Source organism: Bacillus salipaludis (genome assembly GCF_004358205.1).
The window spans coordinates 300900-319639 of record NZ_SMYO01000001.1 but is presented as its reverse complement, the minus strand read 5'-3'; the positions used below and the strand labels follow the sequence as shown (position 1 = coordinate 319639).

Genomic DNA, 18740 nt, shown 5'->3' with positions numbered 1-18740 from the left:
GGAAAATTTCGCTTTCTCCTATCGTTCGTGTTAAAATATGAGTGGAGGTGGGCGACATGCTTGCTACATCTGAGCGAGTTGAATTAGTAGAAAATGCAGAAGAATTGGCTAAAATGATTTTAGAATCTGATGTTGTTGAACAATATCAAATTTCCTTATATAAATTGCGGCATAATCGGGAATCACAAAGGAAAATTAAACGGTTTATCCGCGTAAAAGACCTATATGAAGAAGTGCAGCGCTTTGGTAAATATCACCCTGATTATAAAAAAATCATGACAGAAGTCCGTGAATATAAGCGGGAAATGGATTTGGATCCGCTTGTAGCAGATTTCAAACTGGCAGAAAATGATTTGCAGGCACTTTTGGACGATATCAGTGTCTTAATCGGTGGATCTGTCTCAGAGCATATTAAAGTGCCTACAGGGAATCCATTTTTTGATACAGGACATAGCTGCAGTGGTGGCTGCAGCAGCGGCAGCTGTGGTTAATGGGATTAGAATCGGCTAAGGAAGCCGATTTTTTTATAGAGATAAAAAAAAAAATTCGACTTTGAGAATTGTCTAGCTCCAGCGCCTAGCCCCTCGAGGTTGCTTCGGTCCTGTCGATGAAGTCAAAGAACGACTTCACCGCCAGGACCTCCAGCACTTGTCGGGGCTGACCAAGGTGCTTCCGCTTTTCTAATTACAGAAAAGTTTGAATTGAAAAATACTGATTTGATATGCTAGACTAATTAAAATGAAGGTTTGTTGAAGGGGAAAAAAGTATGTTTGTTCAAAGACAAGGTTTAGTTATTTGGCTGTACTCATTAAAACAAGCCAAAATGTTACGGCGATTTGGGAATGTCCATTATGTTTCAAAAAAACTAAAATATGTGGTTTTGTATTGTAATCAAGAGGATTTAGAGGGAATTATGGAAAAATTAAGCTCTTTTTCCTTTGTAAAGAAGGTCGAACCCTCCTATAAACCTTTTTTGAACAAGGAATTTGAAAATTCGGCGCCGGACAAGGCAAAGGAATACGACTATAAAATGGGAATTTAAAAAGGTGAGGGCAGCTGCCCCCACTTTTTTAATGTAAAGGTAATAAATAATGATTTAATCGTAAAATCCCGATTAAATACTGATAATAAAGTTCTTTTTCATGGAATATCGTGGATGGTTTTACAGAGAGTTCATGAATTGTTTTGTTAAGGATTTCTGCTGTTTGGGCAAACAAACCATAACGTTGATTCGCCAAATAATTTGGATTTGGAATTCCTTCTCGGCAGATATATAAGGCTTGAAATTTTCCAGGATCTGTTGGCTTCAAAACAACGACTAAGGAGGTTACCTGCTTATCGTCGATGGTTGTATGTAATGCCATCATGTGCAGCAGACGATGCTGATTTGCTTTGGCAAGCTCTATTAACTCATATATATCAGAAAAACCCTCACCTAATTCAATAAAACGCTGGATCAATAGTCTGACTCCCCTTTTTTTTAGACTCAACAATACTTTATCATTTTGTGTAAAAATAAAAAACCCCGCAGAAATAAATCTGCAGGGTCCTTCTATATCCTTAACCAAGGATAGAAGGCAAAGGGAGAGGAGAAACCGGAGGAAGAACTTATGGGGAAACGTAAGTCTTCTCCGCGGTTGGCAACAACATCCTCGAATTGATGTTGTTAATAACATTATCCCCACAACGAAAAAGCTTATACACGCTTTTTTATTTTTTTCTATTATGATGTTGAAATGATTTGATATTTGGCTAGTTTATTCAATTATGGTAGGATAGGGGAAGAAAAATGATTTTTTAAATAAATGTGGTGATAGTTCTGAGAGTGGTTTCAGGTATTTGTAAAGGTAGACCCCTTAAAGCAGTACCGGGAAATACAACAAGGCCAACAACAGATAAGGTGAAAGAAGCCTTATTTAATATGATTGGGCCTTATTTTAACGGTGGAATCGGACTCGATTTATTTGCAGGGAGCGGCGGTTTGGGAATCGAAGCTCTAAGCCGAGGCTTGGATAAAGTGATTTTTATTGATCGTGACGCCAAAGCCATTCAAGTGATTCGCGAAAATATTAAATCGTGCAGCTTTGATGAAAAGATCGAGGTATATCGAAATGATGCTGAGCGTGCATTAAAGGCACTTATAAAAAGAGAAATCCGTTTCGATTATATTTTTTTGGATCCACCGTATAAAAAGCAGCAGCTTATTAACTTAATGCAAACAATTGTAGAAGAGAACCTTTTGAATGAAGACGGGATTGTTGTTTGTGAACACAGCCACGATGTAGAGCTTCCGCTATCGGTAGGGGCCTTAACACAAATAAAACATGAAAAATATGGGATTATTACGGTTACGATTTATTCGTCAATCTGTGAGTAGTGATAAGGGGGAGTCATTTTGGCTAGCATAGCCGTTTGTCCAGGGAGTTTTGATCCAGTTACATATGGCCATTTAGATATTATTAAGCGAGGGGCCAAAGTTTTCGACCAGATATATGTTGTAGTGTTAAATAATTCTTCTAAAAATCCTCTTTTTACAGCGGAAGAACGCATTCACTTGATTAAGGAGGTAACAAAACATATACCTAATGTAATTGTCGATGAATTTGCAGGTTTACTTGTTGAATATGCGAAAAGCGTTAAGGCGAATGCCATCATTCGCGGCTTGCGGGCTGTTTCCGATTTTGAATATGAGATGCAAATTACTTCAATGAACAGGGTTCTAAATGAAGAAATTGAAACATTCTTTATTATGACGAACAACCAATATTCCTTTTTAAGTTCTAGTATTGTAAAAGAGGTAGCCAAGTACAATGGAAAAATATCAGAACTGGTGCCTCCATATGTTGAAAAAGCGTTGCATGCAAAATTTTACAAACATGAATAAAAAAAGCCGGGCATAAGTAATTATGTCCGGTTTCTTTGTAATCTAAAAAATAAGATGACCGTATAAAGTGCAAGTGAAAATATCGTAATTATCGGTCCAGCCTCGATCATTCGTTCGTAAAAGCTATGCACCCAAGAACCTTTTTCAAAAAATCCAACAGGTACGGCACTGGTTGGATGGTCGGTTTGGTAAAAACGGAGGTAAACTGGCTTCCATAAGAGATAGGCAAAAATACTTGCGAGTATACCATGGATAATCCGCGCTATGAAAAATGGCTGAAAGCGAATATTTGCCTGGGCTAGAATACTTGCAACCTGTGCCTGAACACTGAAGCCGCTAAATGCCAGGATAAAACTTACCATCATGGTCTGTTGCAAAAGAGGTGCATCCTGTACTTGGCTTGTCAGCTTGCTTCCTAGTGTAAGTTCAAATATTCCAGAAATAAGAGGAATGCTTAAGTTTTCCGTAAAGGAAAACACGGAAAGAAGCATTTCAACAGCTTTAGCTAAAATCGCGGTAATATGTAAATGATACAGCAGTGTGTTTATGACTGAAAATAGGATAATAAATCCACCAATCATTAACAAGGTTTGAATGGAAGAGTTAACGGCATCGCCAAGCATTTTTCCGATGGGGCGATTATCCTTTAACCTTGTACGATGCAGGGTGGAAAAAGCTGATCGGATGATGAATTTACGCTTTGGTTCATCCTGATGGCGTCCCTTGTCTTTACCGTAAAAACGCATTATGATACCAACACAGATATTCCCTAGATAATGGGCCAAGGCCAGTATGATGCCCAATTTGGCATTATTGAAAAAACCAACAGCAACTGCACCAAAAATAAATAATGGATTCGAAGAGTTCGTGAATGAAACAAGACGTTCTGCTTCAATTTGAGTCAACTGACCTTCCTGGCGCAGGCGGGCAGTAAATTTGGCTCCTGCAGGAAACCCGGAGGCCATTCCCATCGCCCATACAAAACCTCCCACACCGGGTACGCGAAAAACAGGCCGCATAAGGGGTTCCAATAGGACTCCAATAAATTTAACGACTCCAAAGCCGATTAGCACTTCGGAAACGATAAAAAAGGGCAGCAAGGAAGGGAAGACAATTTCCCACCACATCTTGAGACCACGGACTGAAGCTTCCAAGGATTCCTTCGGAAAGCTGATAAGTGAAGCAGCTAGTATGGTAATGAATATGGATAAGACAATCGTTTTAACTTTTGAACGAAACACGAAGGGGACCTCCTTCCTTGGGGTAACAGTAACTATGCATTTCCCCCGTATCAATGATAAAATAAGAAATATTCACGCAAATGTCCTTTTACTACTCGTCCTCATATAAATCAAATATACTCATAGTTCGAGAAATTAGACCATAAGATTGAACGAGATTTCACTTTTGCGGGTGAGTGAGGTGGTAACTTTAATGGTACAGCCTAAAATAGGGTTAGCACTTGGATCTGGCGGAGCACGCGGGTTTGCGCATTTAGGTGTGATCAAGGTAATGGTGGAAGAGGGGATCCCATTTCACCTGATTGCAGGAAGCAGTATGGGTGCCCTTGTGGGGAGCTTTTACGGTGCCGGTATAGAAATGAATCGATTATACAAACTTTCAACAGCTTTTAAACGAAAGTATTTTTTAGACTTTACTGTTCCAAAAATGGGGTTTATTGCAGGAAAGAAAGTGAAGGAATTTGTCAGGGTATTTACGCACGGAAAAAATATAGAAGATTTATCCCTTCCAATTGGAATTGTCGCAACTGACCTTTTAACTGGAGAAAAAGTAGTGTTTCAAAATGGTCCTGTTGCAGAAGCCGTTCGGGCTAGTATCTCCATTCCGGGAATTTTTGTTCCGGAAAAGTACAAAGGGAGGATTTTAGTAGATGGGGGTGTTTCCGACCGTGTACCTGTATCGGTTGCAAAAGATATGGGTGCAGATATCGTCATTGCCGTGGATGTCTCGATGGTGAAACGAAACGCTGAAATCACCTCGATTTATGATGTGATTATGCAAAGTATTGATATCATGCAGACTGAGATTATCAATACAAGGGAGATTGCCGCGGACATTATGATCCGTCCTCCGGTTGAAATGTTTAGTTCACGCGCATTCACCAACATTGAAGAGATTATTAAGGCAGGAGAAGAAGAAATTAAAAAACATATTCCTCAAATTAAACAGGCTATTGAGCAGTGGAAGGGGTAAAAAGTGGAATGCGTAAGAAAATATATTTCAGTGCTATATTAATTATAGCGATTGTGTTAATTGGCGGTTTGTTTTATACACTCCCCTTTTATGTAACAAAACCGGGGATGGCTAAAGAACTTCATCCTATAATAAAGGTAGAAGATGGATACAAGGAAAAAGGCAACTTTATGTTGACAACAGTAAGAATGGGAAGAGCAACAATCTACTCCTATTTAGAAGCAAAAATAAAAAAATATGAAGAACTCTATCCAGTAGAACAGGTTTTAGATAAAACCGAGACAGATGAGGAGTATAATGCAAAACAGCTCTATCTCATGGCCCAATCCAAATTAAATGCGATTGATGTTGCGTACCGAAAAGCTGGCCTTCCGGTAAATTATAAATATAAAGGTATTTATGTGGTGGATGTCGTTCCGGGAATGCCGGCGGATGGCAAGCTTCAAGCAGGTGATCGAATTTTTAAGGTTGATGGCCATCAGTTCCCTTCCTCAGAAAAATTCATTGCCTATGTTGGTGAAAAAAATAAGGGTGCCCAAGTTACCTTAACGTTTATGAGAGATAAAAAAACAAAAACAGCCAAACTCTATGTCCAGCCGTTAAAAAAGCAGCCTAATCGAGTGGGAATCGGAATTTATTTAGTTGATGACAAGGAAGTAAAGGTAAATCCACCTGTTGAAGTAAAAACGGATGAAATTGGCGGCCCTTCAGCTGGATTGATGTTTTCACTCGAAATTTATAATCAATTAACAAAAGAAGACTTGACGAAAGGCTATCAAATAGCAGGAACCGGTACCATTGATGTGGATGGGACGGTTGGTCCAATTGGGGGAATTGAACAAAAAATTGTAGCAGCAGATAAAGCAGGAGCGGAAATTTTCTTTGCTCCTAATGAAAAAGGTGCAAAAGATTCCAACTACCGGGCAGCTGTGAAAACTGCCAAAGATATCAAAACAAAAATGAAAATTGTACCGGTAGATACATTTGATGATGCCGTTACCTATTTAGAAAAATTGCCTAAAAAGTAAAAGACGGTGCATAGCACCGTCAGATTGTCGAGAAAGGGTATTTTTCTCGGCAATTTTTTATTATCTGAATTTAAATTTCTTATTTTACCTAAATCGTTTGTTCCTGCTAACTGTCCTGTTGATTTCCGCTCCGAACACTCGCTTTCCGCGGGGAGGTCCTGGAGCCTCCTCGCCGCCTTGGCGCCTGCGGGGTCTCCAGTGACCTCTTTATCCCGCAGGAGTCGAGTGCCCTCCGCTCCAATCAACAGGGGGAGAATCAACCTAATGTATTGCAACACACTTTTCTAACATTGCCAAATGTGTTGCAATCTTTTTTATATTTTGGCAGGCTGCCGTAAGGAGAGCCTGTTCACTTGCCTTTTTCACCCCCCGTAAACGGCAGTAGCGAAGCCCGTGCAGCTCTTTTGAGTCTGAGAAGCTTTGCTCGATTTTTTCTTTTCTAAATTTATAAAGCATTTTTCCCGATTTAGATAGTCGATTCAATCTTACTTTTTCCTTATCTTCTCCCCAAACGTGACGTGTTACTACCTTTACCTTATTATTTGAACGGGTACATTGAGAGAGAAGTGGACAATGTTCACACCTCTTTGAATCCTATTTATATTCTCTATATCCTTCCCGATTTGTTGTTTTGTATTTTAATTCTGGACTATTAGGACAAACGTACAAATCACGGCCATTATCCTCACTATAAAATGGACGAACTTTTTCAAGAAGAAAGGAGAAATCAATATATTTGTCAATTAAAAGCGAAGAAGATCATCAGGAACTAATTCAGGTTTAAACATTAAATTCAGCACTTATTATTTATAATTTTTATATTATGAGGATGGCTCTATTGTTACGCCCTGTTGATTGGAGCGGAAGGCGCGAAGACTCCTGCGGGAGTACGGGGCTGGGGAGACCCCGCAGGAGCGCAGCGACGAGGAGGCTCCCCGGCACGCCCGCGGAAAGCGAAGCGCCTAGAGCGCAAATCAACAGCCCTATTTGAAGCGTATACATTAATATTATTACAATAAATTAACGCGGTAAATTATAAAAGTAAATATATAAAATAAAAAGCTATCGAAGGTTTTCGACAGCCTGACGGTGCATTGCACCGTCTTTTTACTTTACTATGATTGGAGTTTGTTTATATTCTTGCTGGATGAATTCATTTCTTAGGTCCAAAGGGATGCCAAATGAATAGATTTGTGCTGCTTTGATATCAAGCATAATTTCTTTTTGTTTATAGGAAGATAGTTTTGAAACGAGCGGGAGCTTAAGCTCGGATTTCACTTTGTTTAAGTATGTTTTTCCTTTTTGGGTCATCCCTAATAATCTTAAATAGTTTGCACCTTCAGGTTTGCTCATTTCTTCTTTTACTGCATTCGTTAAAATATGTACGCAAATTCGTTGCAGTCTTGTCCAGGTATAACGCTTAGTTTTTATTTTTTCCATGAATTCCTGAAAACTGCCAGCGGTTAAGGCAGCAGCTTTCAGCCGATTTTCAATTCCTTCTTCAACCTCATAAATATTCCTAAGCTCTTCCGGGGTACACTGAATCAGTCGAAATTGTAGATAGCTCCAATAATTTTCCCATTGATGAAATCCCCTATAATGATTGTAATACTCCTTTAATAATTCAGTCGTCGGTTCAGGGACATACTGGTCGATGGTAAATGTTCTATCATCAGTTGAAAAAAGGGCTTTACGTATACTTGTTGCACTCGCAATCGTTTCAGAAGCAAAATGCTCATCATGGTAATTGGCATTCTTTCGGGCAATGGTTAGCGGTTTTATTTTACTATTTACTTTTTTTATCGACTTTATATACTGAAATCCCAGGATGTTATTAGGCTTTGTTAGGTTTAATAAACCTTCTGTATCAGTAAAATCCTGAAACGAAAGTGATAATGCTTTTGGATAGCTAACACCCGATTTAATATGTCTTCTTACATTCTCATCAAAGATTTCTTGATGCTCTTCCAAAAAGTCAATGGTTTTTAAAAAGGAGGAAATGTCACCGCTTTCACTTCCAAAACAAAAAGATTCACAATGCACCGCATCTAATATAGAAATAGCCCCATCAGCAAAAAACTCTGCATTTTGGGTAGCAAATTGATATGGAAGCTCAAATACGAGGTCTACTCCCCCCGATAAAGCCATTTTCGTTCGGTACCATTTGGAAACTAGTGCAGGCTCTCCTCTTTGCAGAAAATTTCCACTCATTACTGCAATCACAATATCGGCATTCGAGGTTTCTCTTGCTGCTTGGACGTGAAAAGCATGTCCATTATGAAAGGGATTATATTCGACAATTACGCCAACAGCTTTCATTTGTATACTCCTTTAATTAATTTGGTAAAATCATTATACCAAGAATTCTCTCAGACTTTAAATTCGCCAATTTGATATGATGTTTGTAATAATGGTAAATGGTTACACTAATAAATGATTTGTTTTTATGAACTTTATTGCTTCAAAAATCACCTTCCTAGGTGTAAAGAAAAAACATTGACAAAAATTTAATCGAAGGCTATAATTACCTTTGTTGCCTTGGGGTGATTCAATTGAAATGGACATTAAGCCAATTACAAAAATATCGAAACAAGGATTTTCCGATTGATGAAACGATTCGGGTTGATGAGATTAAACAAGATGATCCTTCCATCCGAGAGGTATCTCCAATGTATATTACCGGCAGAGGAGATATTGATTCAACGAAAGTGACCTTTCATTTAAAAATCGAAGGTTATTTAATACTTCCTTGTTCTCGTACTTTAGTGGATGTGAAGCTTCCAATTTATGTCGAAACATCTGAAACTTTCCTCTTACAAACTTCGAATTACGAAATGGAAGAGGAAGTGCATCAAGTAAAAGGGGATTGTATTGATTTAATGCCAGTCATTAGAGAAATTCTTTTACTTGAGATTCCGATGCAGGTTTTTTGCGAAGATGTCACACATGAAGATGCTGCGCCACAATCCGGTAAGGATTGGGAAGTGATTCATGAAGAGGATCAATCGAAAAAAATTGATCCAAGACTAGCTGGACTTGCTAAGTTTTTTGACAATGACAATTCTTCCGAATCATAATCGGCAAAACATGGAGCAACGTGAAGACTTTAAGTAATTCGTCTTCATGACTTTCTTTAAACTCTTTAAGGAGGTGGGAAGAATGGCTGTACCTTTTAGAAGAACTTCTAAAACTGCAAAGAGAAAGCGTCGTACTCATTTTAAATTAAACGTACCTGGTATGGTAAGTTGCCCAAACTGTGGTGAAATGAAACTTGCTCACCGCGTGTGTAAAGCTTGCGGAACATACAAAGGAAAAGACGTTGTGAACGACTAATTTCATTGAGATAAAAAGCACAAGGAGCATAAAGCCCTTGTGCTTTTGTCGTTTAAAGGGGATGTTAATTTCCAAACTAAGTGATTAGTGCGATAATCAATGAGTAATTTTAAAAGAAGCAATCCATACATATTTCATATTGAAGGGAGAAAGGATTATGGCTTATACCATTGAAAAATCAGAAAAGGGTTATTTATTGTTTACCATCACAAGAGGCAATAAAAGAAATGCAGTAGATTATGATGTTATGGAAGGGCTTTCGAAAGCGATTCATCATGCAGCTGACCCTGATGTTTTGGCTTTGGTTATTACGGGAGAAGGAGAAAATGCCTTTTGTTCTGGAGGAGACCTATCTGTCTTTCACTTGCTTGAAACCGAAGAAGAAGCCTATTCAATGCTCTCAAAAATGTCTAAAATTCTTTACTCGCTGTTAACATTACCCATTCCTACTATTGCCCTTATGAACGGACATGCAGTTGGTGGCGGATGTGAGATTGCCATTGCCTGCGACTTTCGTCTAGCACGGAAGGGAATAAAAGCTGGTTTTATTCAAGGAAAGCAATCAATTACAACTGGCTGGGGAGGGGGAACGATTTTGGCAGAAAAGCTGCCAAATCCCCTTTACATGAAGCTGTTAATGGATGCTGAGGTTCATAAGATAGAAAGATTAAATGAGATAGGTTTGATTGACGCCCTTTATGAGACTGACCCTATAAAAGAATGTGAAACATTCTTGGAAAATCTCTTATTTAAGGACAAAGGTGTACTGCAATCCTATAAACAGATATGGATTGGAAGGTGGGAGGAAACGAAACTGCAAGAGAGAATAGAGAAGGAAGTCCGAAATTGTGCCCGCCTTTGGGAGAATGAATCCCACCATCAATATGTCAAAATGTTTATGAATAAAAAAACAAACAATTAAACCGAAAACAGGTGTTGTTTCAGTCTATCTTTTCTAGTAGATGCATATGTATGAATAAAAACACTAGGAGGGATCTGAATGTCGCCAACTCGCCAAGATGCATGGTCACAAGATGAAGATTTATTGCTTGCCGAAGTTGTTTTAAGACATATCCGTGAGGGAGGAACGCAGCTACAGGCTTTTGAGGAAGTAGGAAAACAGCTGTCAAGAACTTCAGCAGCCTGTGGTTTTCGCTGGAATTCTTTCGTTAGGAAACAATACAAGTCAGGAATTGAACTTGCCAAAAAACAAAGAAAGGAAATGAAAAAACAATTACCTCAAGTGGAAGAAGAAAAAAATGTTACCGAGGTTATGGTGGAAGCCGCCTCATCCATATCCAGTGGTGAATCTGTTAGTTTTCAAACCGTTATCCATTTTTTAGAGGGACTTCATAGGAAAGCTGAGGTTAGCTCCACCATTGAAGAGGACCGAGAAAAGTCAGTTGAAACAATAAAAGAATTAGAAAAGAAAATCTTCTATCTGGCAGCCGAAAATGAAAAATTGAGTAAAAACTTAAAAGCGATTGAGGAAGATTATCGATCATTGATTGAAATCATGGAAAGAGCAAGAAAAATGGTTGTTCTTCAGGAGGAAGACCGTCAGCAAAAGGTAAAATTCCAAATGGATAAAAACGGGAATCTTGAAAGAGTGGAAAAATAAAAAAGCGGACTTTATGTCCGCTTTTTTATTTTAATGCTGTGCTTCTACACCTGCAGGATACCATACAAGAGGATTTTCACCGCGGTCACGTTCCATATCATACTCAACAGCATCAAAATCCATCTTATTCCAAAATTCACTTGAATGAACTCTAGGATTAGTTTTAATAGGCAGACCAAAGCTTTTTGCAAATTCTACAAGCTGTTTGCCGTAGCCTTTACCTTGATAGTCAGGCAGTACTTCTAGCTTCCAAAGCTCTAAATAATTTTGTGGTGGATAGAAATAGCGGTCAAATTTCGCGTCAATTTGGTATAAACTCATTCTTGCTACTAGTTTGTCTCCAAAATAAATACCATAAAATGGTGAATCACTATGATCTTCCACCATATTGGCTTCTAAATCTTCTAGCATAGATAGCTCTTGAATTCCATATTGCTTAAACTTTTTAAATTCTTCAAGTGTTTTAAAATTGATTTTTAATTTTTCAACTTTTGACCCCATAAAGGAACCCCCTAAAAAGAAAGTGATTGGATACATCATCCGTATATCTTCAAGTGATACTGAATAACATGGATATGAGATAATTTTTGAATTATTCAAATCGAACTACTACGTTTATTATATAACAAAATTATATAAATTTCCTCCATTAAAACTTCAGGAAGCGTTTTCAAAGTTTGCAGGAAATTTCGTGAAGGTTGTAGAAACATATAATTATGGAGGGACTAAAGGGGTTTAGAAAGGGGTAATCATGTGCAAAAAATTTTAATAGCCAACAGGGGAGAGATTGCGCTTCGGATTATTAAAACCTGCCATGAGATGGGGATTGAAACAGTTGCTATTTATTCAGATGCCGATAAGGAAATGCCCTATGTTAAAGCCGCATCTAAGGCAGTGTATGTTGGTGAGCCTCCAGTTACTAAATCCTATCTGCAAGTTGAAAAAATTTTAGCTATTGCCAAAGAGGAAAAGGTGGATGCCATTCATCCTGGATATGGATTTTTATCCGAAAACAGCGGATTTGCCTTGAGAACAATTGAGGAAGGAATCATTTTTATTGGTCCAGAACCGAAAACCCTTGAGCTAATGGGGGATAAAATTGTTTCTCGGCAAACAATGGAACACGCTGGTGTTCCCGTGGTTCCGGGAAGCGCTCATGGATTAAAGACACTTGAAGATGCCTGCTCCTTAGCAGCAACAATTGGATACCCCATAATGCTGAAAGCAAGTGGTGGAGGCGGGGGAATCGGAATGGTGTTATGTGAAAATGAGCAAGCGCTCGGTAAAGCCTATGCATCGACAAAGTCGAGAGCAATGGCTTATTTTGGCTCAGATGAGGTTTTTATCGAAAAATATATTGCAAACGCAAGACACATTGAAATACAAGTTTTTGGTGACATACATGGAAATATCGTTCATTTATATGAAAGGGATTGTTCGATTCAAAGAAGACACCAAAAGGTGGTAGAGGAATCCCCGTCACCATTCCTTTCCAATGGAGTTCGTGAAAAAATGTATGATACAGCTGTTAAAGCAGCAAAAGCTGTTGACTACACTAATGCCGGGACAATTGAATTCATAGTAGATGAACAAGAAAATTTCTACTTTTTAGAAATGAATACGAGAATTCAGGTAGAACATCCTGTTACAGAAGAAATCACTGGACTAGACCTTGTTAGGTGGCAAATTTTGATTGCAGAGGGAGAAAAGCTTCCGAAAGTTCAATCTGAAATCACGTTAGAGGGGCATGCCATTGAATTCCGTCTTTATGCGGAAGACCCTGTACGTTTTTTGCCATCACCGGGTAAAATTGCAATTTTTGAGTGGGAAAGTGGGCAAGGTGTCCGGGTAGATGCCGGTTATGTAAGCGGAGGTACTATTACTCCTTTTTATGACCCAATGATAGCGAAATGTATTTTTCATGGTGATACTCGCGATCAAGCATTAATAATTGCAGAACGATTCTTTAAAAGCCTAAAAATTGATGGAATTAAAACAAACGCGCCGCTTTTCTTAAAAATACTGGCGAATGAAGATTTTAAAAAGGGTATCTATACAACAAATTTCTTAACAAAACAATTAAAAAACTAAGGAGAGAATGAGTATGAGAGAAATTACTGCTTCTATGGCTGGTACCATTTTAAATATTTTTGTTTCAAACGGTGAAAATGTGAAATTGGGGCAGGAGGTTTTAATGCTCGAATCAATGAAAATGGAAATCCCGATTGAAAGTCCCACAGAAGGAATTGTTAGAGAATGTAAAGTGAGCATTGGAGATTTTGTTAATGAAGGGGATGTTTTAATAGTAATTGAATAGCAGTTGATAAGGGGGGAGAACAATGGAAACACCTAATACGCTGAATAAACGATTGACCGAAAATCGTAAAAAAATTGAGGCTGGCGGGCTTAAAAAATATCACGAGAAGCTAAAAGAACAAAACAAGTTGTTTGTACGTGAGAGGCTTGTGTTATTGTTCGATGAAGGAATATATGAAGAAGACGGGAAATTTGCTAATTTCCAAGCGGGTGATCTACCGGCCGATGGGGTGGTTTGTGCGATTGGAAAGATAAACGGCCAAACTGTTTGTGTTATGGCAAATGATTCAACGATTAAAGCTGGATCTTGGGGAGCCCGCACGGTTGAAAAAATCATTCGTATTCAAGAAACCGCTGAAAAATTAAAGGTTCCATTACTTTATTTAGTTGACTCTGCTGGTGCGAGAATCACCGACCAGTTAGAGATGTTTCCAAATCGCCGCGGCGCCGGAAGGATTTTTCATAATCAAGTAAAGCTCTCCGGTATGATTCCGCAGGTTTGTATTCTTTTTGGGCCCTCAGCGGCAGGAGGGGCCTATATTCCGGCATTTTGCGATATCGTTATTATGGTGGATCAAAATGCTTCCATGTATCTTGGTTCGCCGCGCATGGCGGAAAAGGTGATCGGTGAGAAGGTAACCCTCGAAGAAATGGGTGGAGCCCGGATGCATTGTTCGGTAAGCGGCTGTGGCGATGTTCTTGCCTATAGTGAGGAGGAAGCGATAGAATCAGCAAAAAAATATATCGGGTATTTTCCGGCAAACTTTAAAGAAAGAACACAGTTAATTGCTGGAATTGTGCCAAAGGAAGGCCGTGAACTAGAAGAGATTATTCCGGAAAATCAAAATGCCCCGTTTGATATGTACCAATGTATTGACCGCTTAGTAGATGAGGGAAGTTTTTATGAGATTAAAAAGCTGTTTGCAGCGGAGCTTATCACGGGTCTGGCGCGAATCGACGGCAGGGCAGTTGGAATTATCGCCAATCAGCCAAAGGTAAAAGGGGGCGTCCTGTTTGTTGATTCTGCTGATAAAGCAGCAAAATTCATTCAACTATGTGATGCCTTCCATATTCCCTTATTGTTCCTTGCTGATGTCCCAGGCTTCATGATTGGAACAAAAGTAGAGCGAGCCGGAATTATCCGCCATGGGGCTAAATTAATTGCCGCAATGAGCTCGGCAACTGTTCCTAAAATTTCTGTCATTGTGAGAAAAGCATATGGTGCCGGACTTTATGCAATGGCTGGTCCTGCATTTGAGCCAGATTGCTGTATTGCTTTACCAACGGCACAAATTGCTGTAATGGGTCCGGAAGCAGCTGTAAATGCAGTTTATTCAAATAAAATAAACGAAATTGCCGATCCAAAAGAGAAAATCGCTTTTGTTCAGGAAAAGCACAAAGAATATAAAGAAAGTATTGATATCTATAAGCTTGCCTCGGAGTTAATTGTGGATGAAATTGTTGCCCCGGAGGAATTGCGGGATGTATTAGTTCAGCGTTTTGATTATTATGAGACAAAAGAATTAACATTCAGCGTTCGGAAACATCCGGTGTATCCAGTCTAAATAGAAATGCGGAAGCCCCTAGGCGCTGGAGCTAGACAGTACAAAGTCCCTTTTCACTTTTGATGAAAAGGGATTTTTCTTACCAAGTGAAAAACCTTCTGATAAAATAATAGAAAAGTGAAAAAATGAGGGATATGCTTGGAAATTGGAATTATTGGTGCCGGGTCACTTGGCCTATTATTTGCATCTTATTTGAGTCGTGTTTTTAAGGTTACACTTTATACACGAACAGAAGAACAAGCAATGGAAATTGAAAAAAACGGAATTATTTTAAAAAAGAACACTAATAGGGCTCAAGCCTTGGTCCGTGCTTTACCATTAAGTAAATGGGAAGGAACGGAAGATCTTATCATCATTACGGTAAAATCCTACCATCTAGAAGAGATTATTAAAAATATAAATAGACTATCAATAACTCCAAAAAACCTGTTATTTTTACAAAATGGAATGGGTCATTTAAAGCATTTAGAAACACTAACGGGAACACAGATTTTTGTCGGATCAGTTGAACATGGTGCATACAGGGAAAATGCTTTTACCGTCAGTCATAATGGAGAAGGCGTAACCAATGTTGCTGTCTTTCGCGGCGATACTTATGTGTTAACAGCATTAATCGAAGCCGGACCTAGTGAATTTCCAATCTTGATGAACGATGATTTTTACAAGATGCTGGTGAATAAATTAATTGTCAATTCGGTTATAAATCCATTAACAGCTATCCTTGGGGTGAAAAATGGTGAATTAATTAAAAATGAATATTATTTTAAAAATGTTGTTCATTTATTTAACGAAATCTCAATTCTATTAAATATAGAAAACCCTGATTTTCATTTGAAGAAAATAATCGATATTTGTCATAAAACAGCCGAAAATCGTTCTTCTATGCTAAAGGATATTGAAGCAAATCGAAAAACTGAAGTGGAAGCAATTTTAGGCTTCTTATCGGAAAAGGCAAATGAGGAGTTCAAAAAGGTTCCTTTAATTGAAAGTTTTTATCTCCTTTTAAAGGGGAAAGAGCTTGGAAAAGGTGGTTTGATATGATTACGTTTATTTCAACTGTTTTATCAGTCCTTTTCGTTTTACCGCCATTAGGATTTGTAGCGGCATATATTATATTTAGGATGATCACAAAGAATAAACGTAAATCTGTCCATAAGGCATTAGATTTTACAACCTTCTTATTTATTATTGCTGTTCATTTTTTAATCGTAACCATTTGGGGAAAATCGCTATTCTGGTTAATAATAATAGTGGTGATTCTAATTGCAATGACTTTTGCGGTGGTTCATTGGAAAATAAAAGGTGAAATTTTATTCGGTAAAGTGTTGAAGGGATTTTGGAGGTGCAATTTTATCGTCTTTTTCCTTTTTTACACGGCTCTTACATTTTATGGGTCAATTCATCGGGCCCTGACCTTTACCTTTTTTTCATAAATAATTTTGTTTTCAAGAATTTTCACAAGCAAAGTTTTTTTTGAAAAAGAGTGGTTAATGCTATACTCTTAAGGAATGAATATGGTTGATTAGAAAGGATGTACATAAATGGAGATTTTAAATCTCTCTTTACCGGCTGTAAACCGATTTGCTTCTAATTATTTGGAGCAGGCAGCTGATATACAATCATTTTTCCACTATCGTTATAATCAAATATCCGACGACCAGGATCGATTAACAGAGTTGAAAAATCGAAGCTTCCCCCGCGCAGAATTAACTGCACACATTAGAGAGTTCATGAAGAAATATCCCTCTTCAAAGGCAGTGGAAAATTCACTTGAAAAACTGTTAAATCCTAAAAGTGTAGTTGTCATTGGCGGGCAGCAGGCAGGAATACTAACGGGACCACTTTATTCGATACATAAAGTTATTTCCATCATTAAATTAGCTGAGCAAAAAGAGAGACAGCTTGGTGTACCTGTTATTCCTGTTTTTTGGATTGCCGGTGAGGATCATGATTTTCAGGAAGTAAATCACGTTTTTGTTCCGGTAGAAAACCGAATGGATAAATGGATTTATCCAGAGAAAGTTTTTCAAAAGAAAATGGTTTCTGATATTCACTTGGATAAAGATGTATGTCTTGCATGGGTACGAAATGTGATTGAAAACTTTGGTGAAACCAATCATACCAATCGTCTTATTGAATTTGCAGAAGAGCAAATAAGCAAATCGGATACGTTTGTAGACTTTTTTGCAAACATTGTCATGGAAATGTTTAAAGATTACGGCTTGTTAATTGTTGATTCAGGTGACCGATTTTTTCGCCAGATTCAAAAAGAATTTTTGACAGAACAAATTATTCATCATAACTCGATTACTTATTCTTTGCTAAAACAGCAGGATCTGATTAGTCAAAAGGGTTACCCGATAACGATTGAAGCACACGATCAGGCTGCGAATCTTTTCTATTGCGATGAAAGAATGAACGAACGAATTCTCCTGGAATACAATCTAGAAATAGACCGGTTTGTGGGGAAAAGTGGAGTCATCTCCTTTACAAAAGAAGAATTAGTGGAGATTGCAGCAAAAGATCCCGGCAGATTGAGCAATAATGTGGTAACAAGACCTTTAATGCAGGAATTACTTTTCCCAACCATTGCGTTCATTGCTGGCCCGGGGGAAATCTCTTATTGGGCAGAACTTAAGCATGTTTTTGAATTGTTTAATATGAAAATGCCCCCGATTGTGCCAAGGCTGAATATTACTCTGCTTGACCGCTCTGTTGAAACGGACATGAATGAGCTAAATTTAACTTTGTCTACTGTTTTAACCAAGGGGACAACAACCGACAAAGAATTGTTTCTTGACTCAATCAAAGATAAAGAAGCTGAAGAACTCTTCTTAGCAACAAAGGAACAATTGGCTTCGCAATACCGTCTGATTGAGGCAAAGACTGCCCAGCTTGATAAAGGACTTTTGCCATTATTAAAGAAAAATGAGAAAAAACTTGTAGAAGAAATTGAATTTATGCAAAAGAAACTAGATGATTCGGTAAAATTAAAACACGATGTCATCCTAAGAAAATATGGACGTGTGGATCTTTCATTAAGACCTGACGGGTTCCCGCAGGAGAGAACATGGAATGTGTTTTATTATTTAAATCAATATGGGCTTAATCTCATTAGTGATGTAATGCAATTAAGTTTTGAGTTTGATGGACGGCATAAAATAATTAAAATGTAGAAACTTCCCGTTTTGTGAAGTTTCTTTTTTTTGAGAAAAATTACAAGTTTTAAAGGGATTTTAAATCTTTAGAACGAATAGTAAAAATAAGTGGAGGAAAGTGGGGGAATGTGGTACATTTTATATAGAAAGTGGGGGTAGCGGGTATGTTCATGGGTGAATACCATCACAGCATCGATAATAAAGGCCGTATCATCGTGCCCTCCAAATTCCGTGATGATCTTGGTGAAATGTTCATTATCACGAGAGGTTTGGATCAATGTTTGTTTGGTTACCCATTAACAGAGTGGAAAGTGATAGAAGAAAAACTTAAAGGCTTACCACTAACTAAGAAAGATGCCCGTGCTTTTACTCGATTTTTCTTCTCAGGTGCAACTGAAAGCGAGTTGGACAAGCAAGGAAGGATTAATATTCCTGCCCCATTACTTCAATATGCAAAATTAGAAAAAGAATGTGTTGTCTTAGGTGTTTCCAATCGAATTGAGATCTGGAGCAAGCAGATTTGGGAAGACTATTTTGTGCAATCTGAGGATTCTTTTGCTGAGATTGCAGAAAATATGATTGGCTTTGATATATAATGGAAAAGTTATATAAACATAACTT

At 38.1% G+C, this 18740-nt stretch carries 21 protein-coding genes and 1 pseudogene; 17 read left to right on the top strand and 5 right to left on the bottom strand.

All coding sequences use genetic code 11. The features are described 5' to 3' along the window. The first annotated feature begins 56 nt into the window (after nucleotides 1-56). Together E2K98_RS01490 and E2K98_RS01485 are read left to right on the top strand one after the other, a co-directional pair. Nucleotides 57-491 (top strand): YlbF family regulator, encoded by a 435-nt coding sequence (locus E2K98_RS01490; protein ID WP_133332542.1) that lies wholly within the window; start codon nucleotides 57-59, stop codon nucleotides 489-491. 275 nt (nucleotides 492-766) lie between these two features. After that, complete coding sequence (locus tag E2K98_RS01485; protein ID WP_026574767.1) at nucleotides 767-1042, top strand: YlbG family protein; 276 nt, start codon at nucleotides 767-769, stop codon at nucleotides 1040-1042. 28 nt (nucleotides 1043-1070) lie between these two features. Here the strand turns inward: E2K98_RS01485 and E2K98_RS01480 are convergent, their stop codons facing one another. Then, entirely contained in the window at nucleotides 1071-1460 is a 390-nt protein-coding gene (locus E2K98_RS01480) for a DUF7147 family protein (protein WP_133332541.1), read from the bottom strand. Nucleotides 1461-1819: 359 nt separating this feature from the next. Here E2K98_RS01480 and rsmD point away from each other — a divergent pair, with 359 nt between their 5' ends. Continuing rightward, nucleotides 1820-2377 (top strand): 16S rRNA (guanine(966)-N(2))-methyltransferase RsmD, encoded by a 558-nt coding sequence (rsmD, locus tag E2K98_RS01475; RefSeq protein WP_133332767.1) that lies wholly within the window; start codon nucleotides 1820-1822, stop codon nucleotides 2375-2377. An 18-nt stretch (nucleotides 2378-2395) separates the two neighbouring features. Further along, nucleotides 2396-2884 carry a pantetheine-phosphate adenylyltransferase gene (coaD, locus tag E2K98_RS01470; protein ID WP_133332540.1) on the top strand — a complete coding sequence of 163 codons (489 nt, stop codon included), beginning with the start codon at nucleotides 2396-2398 and terminating at the stop codon, nucleotides 2882-2884. A 20-nt stretch (nucleotides 2885-2904) separates the two neighbouring features. On the opposite strand, the gene ylbJ is transcribed toward coaD, so the two are convergent. Next, complete coding sequence (gene ylbJ, locus E2K98_RS01465) at nucleotides 2905-4125, bottom strand: sporulation integral membrane protein YlbJ (protein WP_133332539.1); 1221 nt, start codon at nucleotides 4123-4125, stop codon at nucleotides 2905-2907. A 193-nt stretch (nucleotides 4126-4318) separates the two neighbouring features. On the opposite strand from ylbJ, the gene E2K98_RS01460 reads away from it, so the two are divergent. Beyond that, the gene (locus E2K98_RS01460; RefSeq protein WP_133332538.1) at nucleotides 4319-5098 is read left to right on the top strand and encodes a patatin-like phospholipase family protein; all 780 of its coding nucleotides are present in this window, start codon (nucleotides 4319-4321) and stop codon (nucleotides 5096-5098) included. An 8-nt stretch (nucleotides 5099-5106) separates the two neighbouring features. After that, a complete protein-coding gene (locus E2K98_RS01455; protein ID WP_133332537.1) occupies nucleotides 5107-6126 on the top strand; it encodes a SepM family pheromone-processing serine protease in 1020 nt (339 codons plus the stop codon). Between the two features lie 261 nt (nucleotides 6127-6387). Here E2K98_RS01455 and E2K98_RS01445 read toward each other — a convergent pair. After that, nucleotides 6388-6810: pseudogene (locus E2K98_RS01445) on the bottom strand (transposase); the annotation flags it as partial. A 423-nt stretch (nucleotides 6811-7233) separates the two neighbouring features. After that, a complete protein-coding gene (locus tag E2K98_RS01440; RefSeq protein WP_133332535.1) occupies nucleotides 7234-8445 on the bottom strand; it encodes a nucleotidyltransferase in 1212 nt (403 codons plus the stop codon). Between the two features lie 233 nt (nucleotides 8446-8678). On the opposite strand from E2K98_RS01440, the gene E2K98_RS01435 reads away from it, so the two are divergent. From E2K98_RS01435 to E2K98_RS01420, 4 genes are all read left to right on the top strand, one after another. Then, the gene (locus E2K98_RS01435; RefSeq protein WP_133332534.1) at nucleotides 8679-9203 is read left to right on the top strand and encodes a YceD family protein; all 525 of its coding nucleotides are present in this window, start codon (nucleotides 8679-8681) and stop codon (nucleotides 9201-9203) included. 82 nt (nucleotides 9204-9285) lie between these two features. After that, nucleotides 9286-9459 (top strand): 50S ribosomal protein L32, encoded by a 174-nt coding sequence (gene rpmF / locus E2K98_RS01430; protein WP_024029176.1) that lies wholly within the window; start codon nucleotides 9286-9288, stop codon nucleotides 9457-9459. 157 nt (nucleotides 9460-9616) lie between these two features. Next, on the top strand, nucleotides 9617-10381 hold the full coding sequence (locus tag E2K98_RS01425) for an enoyl-CoA hydratase/isomerase family protein (RefSeq protein ID WP_208025304.1): 765 nt from the start codon (nucleotides 9617-9619) through the stop codon (nucleotides 10379-10381). Nucleotides 10382-10459: 78 nt separating this feature from the next. Continuing rightward, entirely contained in the window at nucleotides 10460-11080 is a 621-nt protein-coding gene (locus E2K98_RS01420; RefSeq protein ID WP_133332533.1) for an RsfA family transcriptional regulator, read from the top strand. Between the two features lie 30 nt (nucleotides 11081-11110). Here E2K98_RS01420 and E2K98_RS01415 read toward each other — a convergent pair whose 3' ends face one another. Next, on the bottom strand, nucleotides 11111-11581 hold the full coding sequence (locus E2K98_RS01415; protein ID WP_026574780.1) for an N-acetyltransferase: 471 nt from the start codon (nucleotides 11579-11581) through the stop codon (nucleotides 11111-11113). A 252-nt stretch (nucleotides 11582-11833) separates the two neighbouring features. Between E2K98_RS01415 and E2K98_RS01410 the strand changes: the two genes are divergently transcribed. The 7 genes from E2K98_RS01410 (at nucleotide 11834) to mraZ (ending at nucleotide 18715) form a co-directional block, all read left to right on the top strand. After that, nucleotides 11834-13171, top strand: a complete 1338-nt coding sequence (locus E2K98_RS01410; protein WP_133332532.1) for an acetyl-CoA carboxylase biotin carboxylase subunit — start codon at nucleotides 11834-11836, stop codon at nucleotides 13169-13171. A 13-nt stretch (nucleotides 13172-13184) separates the two neighbouring features. Continuing rightward, nucleotides 13185-13397, top strand: a complete 213-nt coding sequence (locus tag E2K98_RS01405) for a biotin/lipoyl-containing protein (protein WP_133332531.1) — start codon at nucleotides 13185-13187, stop codon at nucleotides 13395-13397. Nucleotides 13398-13419: 22 nt separating this feature from the next. Next, nucleotides 13420-14961 (top strand): acyl-CoA carboxylase subunit beta, encoded by a 1542-nt coding sequence (locus E2K98_RS01400; protein WP_133332530.1) that lies wholly within the window; start codon nucleotides 13420-13422, stop codon nucleotides 14959-14961. Nucleotides 14962-15099: 138 nt separating this feature from the next. After that, entirely contained in the window at nucleotides 15100-16002 is a 903-nt protein-coding gene (locus E2K98_RS01395; RefSeq protein WP_133332529.1) for a 2-dehydropantoate 2-reductase, read from the top strand. Next, the gene (locus E2K98_RS01390; RefSeq protein ID WP_133332528.1) at nucleotides 15999-16394 is read left to right on the top strand and encodes a DUF3397 domain-containing protein; all 396 of its coding nucleotides are present in this window, start codon (nucleotides 15999-16001) and stop codon (nucleotides 16392-16394) included. Before E2K98_RS01395 ends, E2K98_RS01390 begins: the two co-directional genes overlap by 4 nt. Nucleotides 16395-16502: 108 nt before the next feature. Beyond that, nucleotides 16503-18137, top strand: coding sequence for a bacillithiol biosynthesis cysteine-adding enzyme BshC (gene bshC, locus E2K98_RS01385; protein WP_133332527.1), 1635 nt, complete (start codon nucleotides 16503-16505; stop codon nucleotides 18135-18137). A 146-nt stretch (nucleotides 18138-18283) separates the two neighbouring features. Further along, nucleotides 18284-18715 carry a division/cell wall cluster transcriptional repressor MraZ gene (mraZ, locus tag E2K98_RS01380; RefSeq protein WP_026574786.1) on the top strand — a complete coding sequence of 144 codons (432 nt, stop codon included), beginning with the start codon at nucleotides 18284-18286 and terminating at the stop codon, nucleotides 18713-18715. Nucleotides 18716-18740 lie beyond the last annotated feature (25 nt).